At 68.1% G+C, this 13,146-nt stretch carries 11 protein-coding genes; 8 read left to right on the top strand and 3 right to left on the bottom strand.

The genetic code is table 11. The features are described 5' to 3' along the window. The first annotated feature begins 182 nt into the window (after positions 1-182). On the top strand, positions 183-1,784 hold the full coding sequence (locus tag StrepF001_RS04670; protein ID WP_129796976.1) for an ABC transporter substrate-binding protein: 1,602 nt from the start codon (positions 183-185) through the stop codon (positions 1,782-1,784). Between the two features lie 71 nt (positions 1,785-1,855). Further along, positions 1,856-3,436 carry an ABC transporter substrate-binding protein gene (locus StrepF001_RS04665; RefSeq protein WP_129796975.1) on the top strand — a complete coding sequence of 527 codons (1,581 nt, stop codon included), beginning with the start codon at positions 1,856-1,858 and terminating at the stop codon, positions 3,434-3,436. 73 nt (positions 3,437-3,509) lie between these two features. Here StrepF001_RS04665 and StrepF001_RS04660 read toward each other — a convergent pair whose 3' ends face one another. Both StrepF001_RS04660 and StrepF001_RS04655 read right to left on the bottom strand, forming a co-directional pair. Next, on the bottom strand, positions 3,510-4,181 hold the full coding sequence (locus StrepF001_RS04660) for a response regulator transcription factor (protein WP_129796974.1): 672 nt from the start codon (positions 4,179-4,181) through the stop codon (positions 3,510-3,512). 14 nt (positions 4,182-4,195) lie between these two features. Beyond that, positions 4,196-5,191, bottom strand: coding sequence for a RecB family exonuclease (locus tag StrepF001_RS04655; protein WP_129796973.1), 996 nt, complete (start codon positions 5,189-5,191; stop codon positions 4,196-4,198). A gap of 177 nt (positions 5,192-5,368) precedes the next feature. On the opposite strand from StrepF001_RS04655, the gene StrepF001_RS04650 reads away from it, so the two are divergent. The 3 genes from StrepF001_RS04650 to StrepF001_RS04640 all read left to right on the top strand — a co-directional run bounded on the left by StrepF001_RS04650 (position 5,369) and on the right by StrepF001_RS04640 (position 8,595). Further along, positions 5,369-6,844, top strand: a complete 1,476-nt coding sequence (locus StrepF001_RS04650) for a site-2 protease family protein (protein ID WP_129796972.1) — start codon at positions 5,369-5,371, stop codon at positions 6,842-6,844. A gap of 52 nt (positions 6,845-6,896) precedes the next feature. After that, a complete protein-coding gene (locus StrepF001_RS04645) occupies positions 6,897-7,799 on the top strand; it encodes a tRNA (adenine-N1)-methyltransferase (RefSeq protein ID WP_129796971.1) in 903 nt (300 codons plus the stop codon). A gap of 220 nt (positions 7,800-8,019) precedes the next feature. Continuing rightward, positions 8,020-8,595 (top strand): hypothetical protein, encoded by a 576-nt coding sequence (locus StrepF001_RS04640; RefSeq protein ID WP_129796970.1) that lies wholly within the window; start codon positions 8,020-8,022, stop codon positions 8,593-8,595. A 58-nt stretch (positions 8,596-8,653) separates the two neighbouring features. Here the strand turns inward: StrepF001_RS04640 and StrepF001_RS04635 are convergent, their stop codons facing one another. Then, complete coding sequence (locus tag StrepF001_RS04635) at positions 8,654-8,959, bottom strand: ferredoxin (RefSeq protein ID WP_129796969.1); 306 nt, start codon at positions 8,957-8,959, stop codon at positions 8,654-8,656. A gap of 244 nt (positions 8,960-9,203) precedes the next feature. Here StrepF001_RS04635 and arc point away from each other — a divergent pair, with 244 nt between their 5' ends. The 3 genes from arc (at position 9,204) to StrepF001_RS04615 (ending at position 13,125) form a co-directional block, all read left to right on the top strand. After that, a complete protein-coding gene (gene arc / locus StrepF001_RS04625) occupies positions 9,204-10,970 on the top strand; it encodes a proteasome ATPase (RefSeq protein WP_129796967.1) in 1,767 nt (588 codons plus the stop codon). A gap of 235 nt (positions 10,971-11,205) precedes the next feature. Next, positions 11,206-12,717: a depupylase/deamidase Dop gene (gene dop / locus StrepF001_RS04620; RefSeq protein ID WP_346656901.1), complete on the top strand. Its 1,512-nt coding sequence runs from the start codon at positions 11,206-11,208 to the stop codon at positions 12,715-12,717. A gap of 189 nt (positions 12,718-12,906) precedes the next feature. Further along, on the top strand, positions 12,907-13,125 hold the full coding sequence (locus tag StrepF001_RS04615; RefSeq protein ID WP_129796966.1) for a ubiquitin-like protein Pup: 219 nt from the start codon (positions 12,907-12,909) through the stop codon (positions 13,123-13,125). Positions 13,126-13,146 lie beyond the last annotated feature (21 nt).

The raw sequence follows: 13,146 nt of genomic DNA, 5'->3' as shown, positions 1-13,146 counted from the left end.
GGGTTTTCAGTGTGTCCGCGCCCGGTTTCGCAGCGTGATGGGCGCTCAACTCCCGTCGCTGCGAACCCCGGAGCGGGTGCGCATTAATCTCGTCGCGAGAACCTCGCCCCCGCTCCCGTGATCCGCTGCGCCACCCCTGCATGCCGGATACACGGACTTGACAGCTCTGGAGAAACTCGAGCATGAACCGCAAGACTTTGGTGCTGCCGGCTGTGGTCGGCCTGCTTGCGCCCGCGCTCGCCGCCTGCGGCGGGTCGGACAGCGGGAGCGACGGCGATGCGATCGGCGTCGGCACCACGGACCGGTTCATCGCCACCAAGGACGCCCCCGCGCCCCTCGATCCGGCGTACGCCTACGACGTCGGCACCTGGAACGTGCTGCGGCAGACCGTGCAGACGCTGATGGTCCAGCCGCGCGGCGACGGCGAACCCGTCCCCGAGGCCGCCCAGAGCTGCGGCTTCACCGACACCGGCAACGAGCGCTACGCCTGCAAGCTGCGCGCGGACCTGAAGTTCTCCAACGGCGACCCCATCACCGCGGCCGACGTGAAGTTCTCCATCGACCGGGCCCGCGCCATCAAGGCCGACAGTGGCGTCTTCGCGCTGCTGTCCACCGTCGACACCGTCGAGACGCAGGGCGACAACGAAGTCATCTTCCACCTCAAGACCGCGGACGCCACCTTCCCGTACAAGCTGTCGACTCCGGTCGCGGGCATCGTCAACCCCGACAACTACGAGAAGAACAAGCTGCGCGAGGGCTTCCAGATCGACGGCTCCGGCCCGTACACCCTTGAGGTCGAGGAGAAGAACGACGAACTCGTCCGGGCCGTGTTCACCAAGAACCCCCACTACAAGGGGGCGTTGACGGTGAACAACGAGGAGGTCGACATGGTCTCCTACAAGGACGCCGAGGCCATGGGTGACGCCCTCGACAAGGGCGACATCGACATGATGACGCGCTCCATGACGCCCGAGCAGATCGACAAGCTCTCCGCCGCCTCCGACGGCGACGTCGACCTCGTGGAGATGCCCGGCCTGGAGATCCGCTACCTGGCCTTCAACACCGACGCCCCGACGGTGAAGGACAAGGCCGTACGGCAGGCCATGGCCCAGATCGTGAACCGCAGCGAACTGATCTCCAAGGTCTACGGCTCCCAGGCCGAACCGCTGTACTCACTGGTCCCGGCCTCGATCACCGGCCATTCCAACGCGTTCTTCAACAAGTACGGCGACCCGAGCGTCACCAAGGCCAAGGCCCTGCTGACCGCCGCCGACATCACCACCCCGGTCAAGCTGACGCTGCACTACACGACCGACCACTACGGCGCCGCCACGAAGCGGGAGTTCGAACAGCTGCAGCAGCAGCTCAACGACAGCGGCCTGTTCGACGTCAGCATCGAGGGCACGCCCTGGGACACCTTCGTACCCGCCGAACGCAACGGCGAGTACGACGTGTTCGGCATGGGGTGGTTCCCCGACTTCCCCGACGCCGACAGCTTCGTCGCCCCGTTCCTCGACAAGGACAACTTCCTCAAGTCGCCGTACGCCAACAGCGAGATCCGCAACTCTCTGATCCCGGAGTCCCGACGTGAGGCCGACCGGCTGGGTGCCGCCGACAGCCTCAACCGGATCCAGGACATCGTGGCCGAGGACGTACCCATGCTGCCGCTGTGGCAGGGCAAGCAGTACGTGGCCGCGCGCGACGACGTCACGGGCGTCGCGTACGCTCTCAACTCCTCCTCGACCCTCCAGCTGTGGGAGCTCGGCCGCGGTGTGAGCGGCTGACTCACCCCCTTTCCGTGCCCGGGTCCTGGACGGCGGCCCGGGAGCTTCGAGAACGACGTAAGGCACACGCAGTGAACATGCGCAACCAGTGGCCGGTTCTGCCGATCGTGGCCGGGCTGGCCTCCGGTCTGCTGACCGGATGCGGATCCGAGACCGGCGACTCCGGGGAGAGCGGCTCCAACGTGGTCATGGGAATGTCCGACGACATCCTTTCCGCGGACCCCGCGTCCGGCTACGACCCCGGCTCGTGGCTGTTGTTCAACAACGTCTTCCAGTCCCTGCTGAGCTTCCCCAAGGGCGGCACCGAACCGCAGCCGGAGGCGGCCCGGGGGTGCACCTTCACGGACACGTCGACCAAGGTCTACAAGTGCACGCTGAAGGACGGTCTGAAGTTCAGCAACGGTGACCCGCTCACCTCGAAGGACGTCAAGTTCTCCTTCGACCGCATGCTGAAGATCAACGACGAAGCCGGTCCGGCCGTCATGTTCCCCATGCTCGACTCGGTCCGGACGCCGGACGAGAAGACCGTCGTGTTCACCCTGAAGGTCGCCGACGCCACCTTCCCCAGCAAGATCGCCTCCGGTGCCGGCTCCATCGTCAACCACCGGGAGTACGACGCGAACGGGCTGCGCAAGGACGGCGAGGCGGTCGGCTCCGGCCCGTACAAGCTCGACTCGTTCAGCGACGACGAGGCCGTGTTCTCGGTCAACGAGAACTACAAGGGCACCGCCGAGGTCCAGAACAGCGGCGTCACCCTGAAGTTCTTCCACGGCGACCAGAGCGCCCTGAAGGAAGCACTCCTCGACAACGAGATCGACATCGCCTACCGAGGCCTGAGCGCCGGCGACATCGCCGACATCGAGAACGCCGACGACGACGCCGGGGTCAAGGTCGTCGAGGGCAGCAGCGCCGAGGTCCAGCACCTGGTCTTCAACATGGACGACCCCGTAGCCGGACAGCCCGGGGTCCGCAAGGCCATCGCCCACCTGATCGACCGCGAGGCCCTCATCGAGGACGTCTACCAGGGCACCGCGACCCCGCTGTACTCGATCATCCCGGCCGGTATCGCGGGCCACAACACGGCCTTCTTCGACACCTACGGCGCCCGCCCCTCCAAGGCGAAGGCCGCGGACGCGCTGCGCGCCGAAGGCATCACTGACAAGGTCAAGCTCACCCTCTGGTCGACCCCCTCCCGCTACGGCCCCGCCACCGACCAGGAGTTGGCGGCGATCGCGGCACAGCTCAACGACAGCGGCCTGTTCACCGCCGACGTGCAGTCCGTCGCCTTCGACCAGTACGAGAAGGACATCGCCGACGGCAAGTACGGCGTGTACGTCAAGGGCTGGGTGCCCGACTACCCGGACGCCGACAACTTCACCGCCCCGTTCTTCGGCGAGGGCAACGTGCTGGACAACAACTACGCCAACAGCACGATCACCGGCACCCTCATCCCGCGCACCGCCGCCGAGAGCGACCGCGCGGGAACCGACGAGGACTTCGGGGAGCTGCAGGACATCGTCGCCGAGGAACTCCCCGTCCTGCCGGTCTGGCAGGCCAAGCAGTACGCGGTGGCCCGCGAGGCCGTCTACGGCCTGGAGTACTGCCTCGACGCCTCGACCGTGTTCCGGTTCTGGGACCTCAGCAAGGGCTGAGCAGCCGATACGCGTCAGGGCGCCCGCTTCCTCGGAAGGGGGCGCCCTCGGCGTCGTACGGCCGCAGGTGGGGTCACTGCGCGCCGGGGCGCACCAGACCGCTCTCGTAGGCGTACACCGCGGCCTGCACCCGGTCCCGCAGGCCCAGCTTGGTCAGCACATGGCCCACATGCGTCTTGACCGTGGTCTCGCTGACGAACAGGTCGGCGGCGATCTCCGCGTTCGACAGTCCACGCGCCACCAGCTTCAGCACCTCCACCTCGCGCTCGGTGAGGGTGTTCAGCGTGTCGGGGACGGGTTCGTCGCCGGACGGCAGATGCGTGGCGTACTTGTCGAGGAGGCGCCGTGTGATGCTCGGCGCGAGCATCGCCTCGCCGGCCGCCACGACCCGGATCGCCTGCACCAGTTCGTTGGCGGGGGCGTCCTTCAGGAGGAAACCGCTGGCGCCCGCCTTGAGGGCCTCCACCACATACTCGTCGAGGTCGAACGTGGTCAGCACCAGCACCTTCGCCGGGCCGTCCCGCCCCGGGCCGGTGATCTGCCGGGTCGCCTCCACGCCGTCCATCCGCGGCATGCGGATGTCCATCAGCACCACATCGGGCTGCAGAGCCCGCACCTGGTCGAGTGCCTGGAGGCCGTCTCCGGCCTCGCCGACGACCGCGATGTCCTGCTCGGCCTCCAGGATCATCCGGAAGCCCGTACGCAGCAGCGGCTGGTCGTCGACCAGTAGGACACGGATGGCCACGTAAGTCTCCTTCGCTAGTCCGGCCCCATTCTGCCCTGCTCCGAATCCTCCGACCCGACCCCCCTCACGGGCAGCGGATACGGCGGGGGAGTGCCGCCGAACTCCGGGCACACCGCCTGGTGATCGCACCAGCCGCACAGCTTCGTCGGCCGCGGCCGCCAGTCGCCCGTCTCGGTGGCCCGCCGGATCGCCTCCCACAGCGCCAGCAGCTTGCGCTCCACCCGCTCCAGGTCGGCGAGGACCGGATCGTACGTCAGAACGTCACCGCTGCCGAGATAGACGAGCTGCAGCCGCCGCGGGACGACCTTCTTCAGCCGCCAGACCACCAGGGCGTAGAACTTCATCTGGAACAGCGCACCCTCGGCGTACTCGGGCCGGGGCGCCTTGCCCGTCTTGTAGTCGACGATCCGCACCTCACCGGTCGGCGCCACATCCACCCGGTCGATGATCCCGCGCAGCCGCAGCCCCGACTCCAGCTCCGCCTCCACGAACAGCTCACGCTCGGCCGGCTCCAGCCTGCTCGGATCCTCCAGCGTGAACCAGCGCTCCACCAGCTGCTCCGCCTCACCCAGCCAGCGCGCCAGCCGCTCCCCGTCCGGGTCGTCGGCGAACAGCTCCTCGACCTCCGGCCTGGTCCGGCGCAACCGCTGCCACTGGCCGGAGATCAGCGACTTGGCCCGGGGCGCGGTGCGCTCCTGCGCCGGGGCGTCGAAGAGCCGTTCCAGGACCGCATGCACCAAGGTGCCTCTGGTCGCCGCCTCGCTGGGCTTCTCCGGCAGCCGGTCGATCACCCGGAACCGGTACAGCAGGGGACACTGCATGAAGTCGCCGGCACGCGAGGGCGAGAGCGAGGTCGGCGGTATGACGACGGGCTCGGTGGCGACAGCCGTGGCCGTCGCTGCCGTCACTGCCGTCGCCGTCGTAGGCTCGGCCATGACCGACGGATCCGTCCGGGTCCCGGCCGTACCGCCGCTGGGGGCCTGCGCCGCGCCCTCGGTGCTGGTGTCCATACCCACAGACCATACGGCCCACCACTGACAGTGACGCACCCCGCGACCGCAACCCCTGCCACGGCAAGGGAAACAGAGGGGGTGCCGGGGCGGAACGCATCCCGACGGCCGCATACCATCGACCCGAGACCCTTCCGCCCGGCAGGCGCGGGAGACGCTTCAAAACGAGGGGACACCGTGGACGAGAGCGGCGGGAGCGGGCAGCCGCGGTCGGGCACCGACGAAACGGCCGAACAGCAAACGGACCGTACGGCCCCGACCACCGACCCCACACGCCCCGACGCGACCCGGCGGACACCCGACGCGCCCACCGAACCGCCCGAGGCCCACACGCCCCCGGCGGAGCGCGCGGAAACCGACCCGGCCGACGCCGAACCCGACTCGGCGCGCCCCGCCGACGACCACCCGGCACCCACCTCTCACCCCGCCCCCGCCCCCGCCCACCGCCACCTCGCCCACACCGGCACCGGCCCCGACAAGGGCCCCGCCCCGCAGCGTCCGGAGCCAAGAGGCGGCCTGCTGATGGGGCGGCCGTTCGGTGTGCCCGTGTACGTCGCCCCGAGCTGGTTCCTGGTCGCCGCCCTGATCACCTGGGTGTTCGGCGGGCAACTGGAGCGTGTACTGCCCGAGCTCGGCGCGGCCCGCTATCTGGTCTCCCTCTTCTTCGCGGTCGCCTTCTACGCCTCCGTGCTCGTACACGAACTCGCCCACACCGTCGCCGCCCTCCGCTTCAAGCTCCCGGTCCGCCGCATCCAGCTCCAGTTCTTCGGCGGCGTCTCCGAGATCGAGAAGGAAGCCGAGACCCCCGGCCGGGAATTCGTGCTCGCCTTCGTCGGCCCCCTGCTCTCCCTCGTCCTCGCCGGCCTCTTCTACCTCGCCCTGCAGCCCGTCGAACCCGGCACGGTCCCCGGCGTCCTGCTGGCCGGCCTGATGATCTCCAACCTGATCGTCGCCGCCTTCAACCTCCTGCCCGGCCTGCCCCTCGACGGCGGCCGCATGCTCCGCGCCGTCGTCTGGAAGATCACCGGCAAGCCGATGAGCGGCACCATCGCCGCCGCCTGGGTCGGCCGCGCCCTCGCCGTCGCCGTCCTGATCGGCCTCCCGCTGCTCACCCAGTCCGGCGCCCTCGGCACCGAAGCCGTCGACAACGTCGGCATGGACACCGTCATGGACGCCCTGCTCGCCGCGATCCTCGCCGCCATCATCTGGACCGGCGCCGGCAACAGCCTGCGCGTCGCCCGCCTGCGCGAACACCTCCCGGAACTGCGTGCCCGCACCCTCACCCGCCGCGCAGTGCCCGTCGAATCCGAGACGCCCCTCTCGGAGGCCCTGCGCCGCGCCAACGCCGCCGGCGCCCGCGCACTCGTCGTCGTCGACGCCGACGGCAACCCCGTCTCACTCGTCCGCGAAGCCGCCATCGTCGGCGTACCCGAACACCGCCGCCCCTGGGTCGCCGTCAGCGGCCTCGCCCAGGAGCTCACCGACGGCATGCGCGTCTCCGCCGAGTTGGCCGGCGAAGACCTCCTGGAGGTACTGCGCGCCACCCCCGCCACCGAGTACCTGGTCGTCGAGGAGACCGGCGAAATCTACGGCGTCCTGTCCGCCGCCGACGTCGAGCGCGCCTTCGTCAAGGCCATGGCCAGGCCCTCGTAGCACCCCGCGGCCCGTGGTCGGCGCCCACCTGAAACGCCGGTAGGCTGGTCACATGTCCGAACCGACCGGTGCCGCCCGCAGGCGCGGGCCCTTCAAGGTCGGGGACCAGGTACAGCTGACCGACCCCAAGGGCCGCCACTACACGTTCACGCTCGAAGCCGGGAAGAACTTCCACACCCACAAGGGTTCCTTCCCGCACGACGAACTGATCGGCGCCCCCGAGGGCAGCGTTGTCCGCACCACCGGGAACGTCGCCTACCTCGCGCTGCGCCCCCTGCTCCCCGACTACGTCCTGTCCATGCCCCGCGGGGCAGCCGTCGTCTACCCCAAGGACGCAGGTCAGATCCTCGCCTTCGCCGACATCTTCCCCGGCGCACGCGTCGTCGAGGCCGGCGTCGGCTCCGGCTCGCTCAGCAGCTTCCTGCTGCGCGCCATCGGCGACCAGGGCATGCTGCACAGCTACGAGCGCCGCGCCGACTTCGCCGAGATCGCGCAGGCGAACGTGGAACGCTACTTCGGCGGCCCGCACCCCGCCTGGCAGCTCACCGTCGGCGACCTCCAGGACAACCTCAGCGACACCGACGTCGACCGCGTCATCCTCGACATGCTCGCCCCCTGGGAGTGCCTCGAAGCCGTCTCCAAGGCGCTCGTCCCCGGCGGCATCCTGTGCTGCTACGTCGCCACCACCACCCAGCTCGCCCGGACCGTCGAGTCCATCCGCGAAATCGGCTGCTTCAACGAGCCGACCTCCTGGGAGACGATGATCCGCAACTGGCACATCGAGGGCCTGGCCGTCCGCCCCGACCACCGGATGATCGGCCACACCGGCTTCCTGCTCACCGCCCGCCGCCTCGCCGACGGCGTCGAACCGCCCATGCGTCGCCGCCGGCCCGCCAAGGGCGCCTACGGCGAGGACTACTCCGGCCCCAACGCAGACGGAGGCATCGGCCGCTGAGGCGGCCTCCTGCCGCACACAACGTCACCGCGCCGTAGCCGAGTTCCCGCAACCCGCCGGGAACTCGGCCACGGCGCTTTCCCGTTGACGCCGCACCAAAGGACTGCCTCGCCAAGACACCACCGGCACAAGGGCCGCCCCCCACCGTTCCCCCGCACTGTGACGTGTGGCACCATGCTGGCCACCCCCACCGGCACAGCCCTCACGGGAGACACTCCTAGTGCAGCAATCCGCCGTCCCGGAACTGGCACACACCCACACCCGCCCGATCCACTGGCTTGCCACCGCCACCGCTGTCGCCGGTGTCATGGCCCTCTCCTCGCTCCTGCAGCCGGACTCCGCGACCGCCGCCCAGACGCCGCCCCAGGAAACCCGGTCCGCACCCGTCGCCGCACCGCCCGCCCCCGAGGGCGTCGACTTCCCCCTCGAATGCGGCCCGGTACAGGCCGTGGTGGAACAGAAGGCCTCCGGCGACCTCGACGGCGACGGCCGGCCCGAGACGATCGCCGTGGTGCACTGCGACGCCGGCATCAGCACGCCACCCGACGGCGTGTACGTGCTCACCCAGGGCGAGGATGCGTCACAGCCCCGCATCGTGGCGACCCTCGTCGACCCCGAGGACCGGTTCACCGTCAGTGACTTCGCCGTTCGCGACGGAGCAGTGCTGGCGACCCTGCTCGGCTACTCCTCCTCCGACGTACCGACATGCTGTCCGGACACGAAGGAGAACGCTAAGTGGCAGTGGAAGAACGGTGCGTTCGTCCGCTCGTCACCCGCAGACGCCCGAAGCGTCTGACGCTTGCAACCGACGCATGTGAGAAATCCTACAGTCGTAACCCACCGTATGGATCTGGTCACTCTGCGTCCGGACCGTACACCTCCACGCTGTCCGAAACTCGACGTACATGGATGCACTCACCCGGACACTCCTTCACCGAGTCGATCACATCCGTGAGAAGCGGCAGCGGCACGGGCGTTGTGGCCCCCTCCGCCTGCAACAACTGGTCATCCGCGCCCTTCACATAGGCCAGACCGTCGATGTCCAGCTCGAACACCTCGGGCGCGTACTGGGCGCAGATGCCGTCACCGGTGCACAGATCCTGGTCGATCCAGACCTCCAGCGCCTCGCCGTCGACTCCGGCCTCCTGCTGCACGGTCACCTCTCCTGCCGTTTCTGTGTCGAGCCGTACGGGAATCCGGCCAGCTCTGACGGGTGTTGAACAGTTCGACACTACCTGCGCCCGCTTTCTCCTCGCGTTCCCTGGGTATTCCCCTGGCGTGAGGGAGAGCGCAAGGGTGAAGATCGGACACACCCCGACCGTCTTTGTGATCTAGGGGTTTCAATCGACACCCACCCAGGTAGGGTCTGGAAGCGTCCAGCTCCCCTTGGAGGAGGTGAGGACCGTGGCAGCCCACGACGACGACATGAACCGCGGCATCCGCCCAGGACGCGGGTCCGACGACCCGGCCGGGCAGATCGCCTACCTTGAGCAGGAGATCGCCGTCCTGCGACGAAAGCTCGCCGACTCTCCGCGACACACGAGAATTCTCGAAGAGCGGATCGTCGAGCTGCAGACCAACCTGGCCGGCGTGTCCGCGCAGAACGAGCGACTCGCCAACACGCTCCGTGAGGCCCGCGACCAGATCGTGGCCCTCAAGGAAGAAGTCGACCGGCTCGCACAGCCACCGGCCGGCTTCGGAGTCTTCCTGCAGGCGAACGAGGACGGCACCGCCGACATCTTCACCGGCGGCCGCAAACTCCGCGTGAACGTCAGCCCCAGCGTCGAACTCGACGACCTGCGGCGCGGCCAGGAAGTAATGCTCAACGAAGCGCTCAACGTGGTCGACGCCATGGAGTTCGAGCGCGTCGGGGACATCGTCACCCTCAAGGAGATCCTCGAGGACGGCGAACGCGCCCTGGTGCTCGGGCACACCGACGAGGAACGGGTGGTACGGCTCGCCGAGCCGCTGCTGGACGTCACCATCCGCGCCGGCGACGCCCTGCTGCTCGAACCCCGCTCCGGCTACGTCTACGAAGTCGTCCCCAAGAGCGAGGTCGAAGAACTCGTCCTCGAAGAAGTCCCCGACATCGGATACGACCAGATCGGCGGCCTCGGCAACCAGATCGAAGCCATCCGCGACGCGGTCGAGCTCCCGTACCTCTACCCCGACCTGTTCAAGGAGCACGAACTGCGCCCACCCAAGGGCGTCCTGCTCTACGGACCCCCCGGATGCGGCAAGACACTCATCGCCAAGGCCGTCGCCAACTCGCTGGCCAAGAAGGTCGCCGAGGTCACCGGTCAGGCCGCCGGCAAGAGCTTCTTCCTCAACATCAAGGGCCCCGAGCTCCTGAACAAGTACGTCGGTGAGACCGAGCGGCAGATCCGCCTCGTCTTCCAGCGTGCCCGGGAGAAGGCCAGCGAGGGCACCCCCGTGATCGTCTTCTTCGACGAGATGGAGTCCCTCTTCCGCACCCGTGGCTCCGGGGTCAGCTCGGACGTGGAGAACACCATCGTCCCGCAGCTGCTCGCCGAGATCGACGGCGTGGAGGGCCTGCAGAACGTGGTCGTGATCGGTGCCTCGAACCGTGAGGACATGATCGACCCGGCCATCCTGCGACCCGGCCGACTCGACGTGAAGATCAAGATCGAGCGCCCGGACGCCGAAGCGGCCAAGGACATCTTCGGCAAGTACCTCACCGAGCGCCTCCCGCTTCACTCCGAGGACCTCGGGGAACACGGTGGCGACAAGGACGCATGCGTCCAGGCCATGATCCAGACGGCCGTGGAACACATGTACGCCGAAACCGAGGAAAACCGCTTCCTGGAAGTCACCTACGCCAACGGCGACAAGGAAGTCCTCTACTTCAAGGACTTCAACTCCGGCGCCATGATCGAAAACATCGTGGGCCGCGCCAAGAAAATGGCGATCAAGGACTTCCTCGAACACAACCAGAAGGGCCTCCGCGTCTCCCACCTCCTCCAAGCCTGCGTGGACGAGTTCAAGGAGAACGAGGACCTGCCCAACACCACCAACCCGGACGACTGGGCCCGCATCTCCGGAAAGAAGGGCGAACGGATCGTCTACATCCGTACCCTCATCACCGGAAAGCAGGGCGCAGACACCGGACGCTCCATCGACACGGTGGCCAACACCGGACAGTACCTGTAAAAGACAGGGCGGCTGCGGGTGCCCTCTCCGGGTACCCGCAGCCGACTGCTTTCCGGGCCACGGCTGGAGCAAGGCTAATGACGCAAATGATCTCCCCACCAGCGCGGAGGCGTTCTAGGCTCGTCGGTACCGCCGAGTCGCGCAGTGCGGGGACGGGCACCGCACACGCAACCCAGCGCCAGCGGTATCTGAACGGCGCCCACGACCGAGGGAGCCGCCGGGCAAGGAGGGCCGCATGACCGTACGGCGAGTAATGGGCATCGAGACGGAGTACGGGATCTCCGTCCCCGGCCACCCCAACGCCAATGCCATGCTCACCTCATCCCAGATCGTCAACGCCTACGCGGCGGCGATGCACCGGGCCCGCCGGGCCCGCTGGGACTTCGAGGAAGAGAACCCCCTGCGGGACGCCCGAGGCTTCGACCTCGCCCGCGAGGCCGCCGACGCCAGCCAGCTCACCGACGAGGACATCGGCCTCGCCAACGTCATCCTGACCAACGGCGCCCGGCTCTACGTCGACCACGCCCACCCCGAATACAGCGCCCCCGAGGTCACCAACCCCCGCGACGCCGTCCTCTGGGACAAGGCCGGCGAACGAATCATGGCCGAAGCCGCCGAACGCGCAGCACAGCTGCCCGGCGCCCAGCCCATCCACCTCTACAAGAACAACACCGACAACAAGGGCGCCTCCTACGGCACACACGAGAACTACCTGATGAAGCGGGAAACCCCCTTCTCCGACATCGTGCGCCACCTCACACCCTTCTTCGTCTCCCGCCAGGTCTTCGCCGGAGCAGGCCGCGTCGGCATCGGCCAGGACGGCCACGAACACGGCTTCCAGCTCAGCCAGCGCGCCGACTACTTCGAAGTCGAGGTAGGCCTGGAAACCACCCTCAAACGCCCCATCATCAACACACGCGACGAGCCCCACGCCGACGCGGAGAAATACCGCCGCCTCCACGTGATCATCGGCGACGCGAACCTCTCCGAGATCTCCACGTACCTGAAACTGGGCACGACATCGCTGGTCCTGTCCATGATCGAGGACGGCTTCATCGCCGTGGACCTGGCGGTGGACCAGCCGGTCCGCACCCTCCACCAGGTCTCCCACGACCCGACACTCCAGCGCCTGATCACCCTCCGCAGCGGCCGCACACTCACCGCGGTCCAACTGCAGATGGAGTACTACGAGCTGTCCCGCAAGTACGTGGAAGAGCGCTTCGGGGCCGACGCCGACGACCAGACCAAGGACATCCTGACCCGCTGGGAAGACACCCTCAACCGCCTGGAACGCGACCCCATGAGCCTCGCCGGCGAACTCGACTGGGTCGCCAAGCGAGAACTCATGGAGGGCTACCGCCGCCGCGACAACCTCGACTGGGACGCCGCCCGGCTGCACCTCGTCGACCTCCAGTACGCCGACGTACGCCCCGAGAAAGGCCTCTACAACCGCCTCGTCGCCCGCGGCCGCATGAAGCGCCTCCTGGACGACACGGGCGTCGAGCGGGCCATGGTCAAGCCCCCGGAGGACACCCGCGCATACTTCCGCGGCCGCTGCCTGGAGCAATACGCCGACGACGTCGCCGCGGCCTCCTGGGACTCGGTGATCTTCGACCTCCCGGGACGGGACTCGCTCCAGCGCGTCCCAACCCTGGAACCGCTTCGCGGAACGCGTAATCACGTCAAGGAGCTCCTGGACCGCTGCCGCACCGCGGAAGACCTGGTCAGGGTCCTGTCCGGCGGGTGAGCGAGTTCTCGGACGGGGCCGGGCACACAGGGTGGAAATCCCGGCCCCAGGGAATCATCGAGGTGGTCCCCGTACGTTGTAGGAACTGCGGGGACATTGTCAGACCCGGCTTGTAGGGTCTGATCATGACCGATCGGCAGGAAAGCCGACCTGTCGACCATGTCGGGCGAACCGAGCGGGGTGAGGGATATGGCAACCAAGGACACCGGCGGCGGACAGCAGAAGGCCACGCGCTCTACCGAGGAGGTCGAGGAGCAGGCTGCGGAGGCGCAGGCTGCGGAGGATCTCAAGGAGCGGCAGGAGAAGCTGAGCGACGACGTGGACTCTGTGCTGGACGAGATTGATGATGTCCTGGAGGAGAATGCCGAGGACTTCGTCCGTAGTTTCGTTCAGAAGGGCGGCGAGTAGCCTTCGAATCAAAGGCATCGG

Source organism: Streptomyces sp. F001, assembly GCF_004187715.1.
Lineage (GTDB): Bacteria > Actinomycetota > Actinomycetes > Streptomycetales > Streptomycetaceae > Streptomyces > Streptomyces flavusporus.
The sequence above is the reverse complement of the archived record's forward strand: the minus strand, read 5'-3'. Positions and strand labels throughout refer to the sequence as shown.

Excerpts from the sequence above, each read along its gene's own strand:
- StrepF001_RS04670 (WP_129796976.1), top strand. The coding sequence starts at position 183 with ATGAACCGCAAGACTTTGGTGCTGCCGGCTGTGGTCGGCCTGCTTGCG.
- StrepF001_RS04655 (WP_129796973.1), bottom strand. The coding sequence starts at position 5,191 with ATGGACACCAGCACCGAGGGCGCGGCGCAGGCCCCCAGCGGCGGTACG.
- StrepF001_RS04645 (WP_129796971.1), top strand. The coding sequence starts at position 6,897 with ATGTCCGAACCGACCGGTGCCGCCCGCAGGCGCGGGCCCTTCAAGGTC.
- dop (WP_346656901.1), top strand. The coding sequence starts at position 11,206 with ATGACCGTACGGCGAGTAATGGGCATCGAGACGGAGTACGGGATCTCC.
- StrepF001_RS04615 (WP_129796966.1), top strand. The coding sequence starts at position 12,907 with ATGGCAACCAAGGACACCGGCGGCGGACAGCAGAAGGCCACGCGCTCT.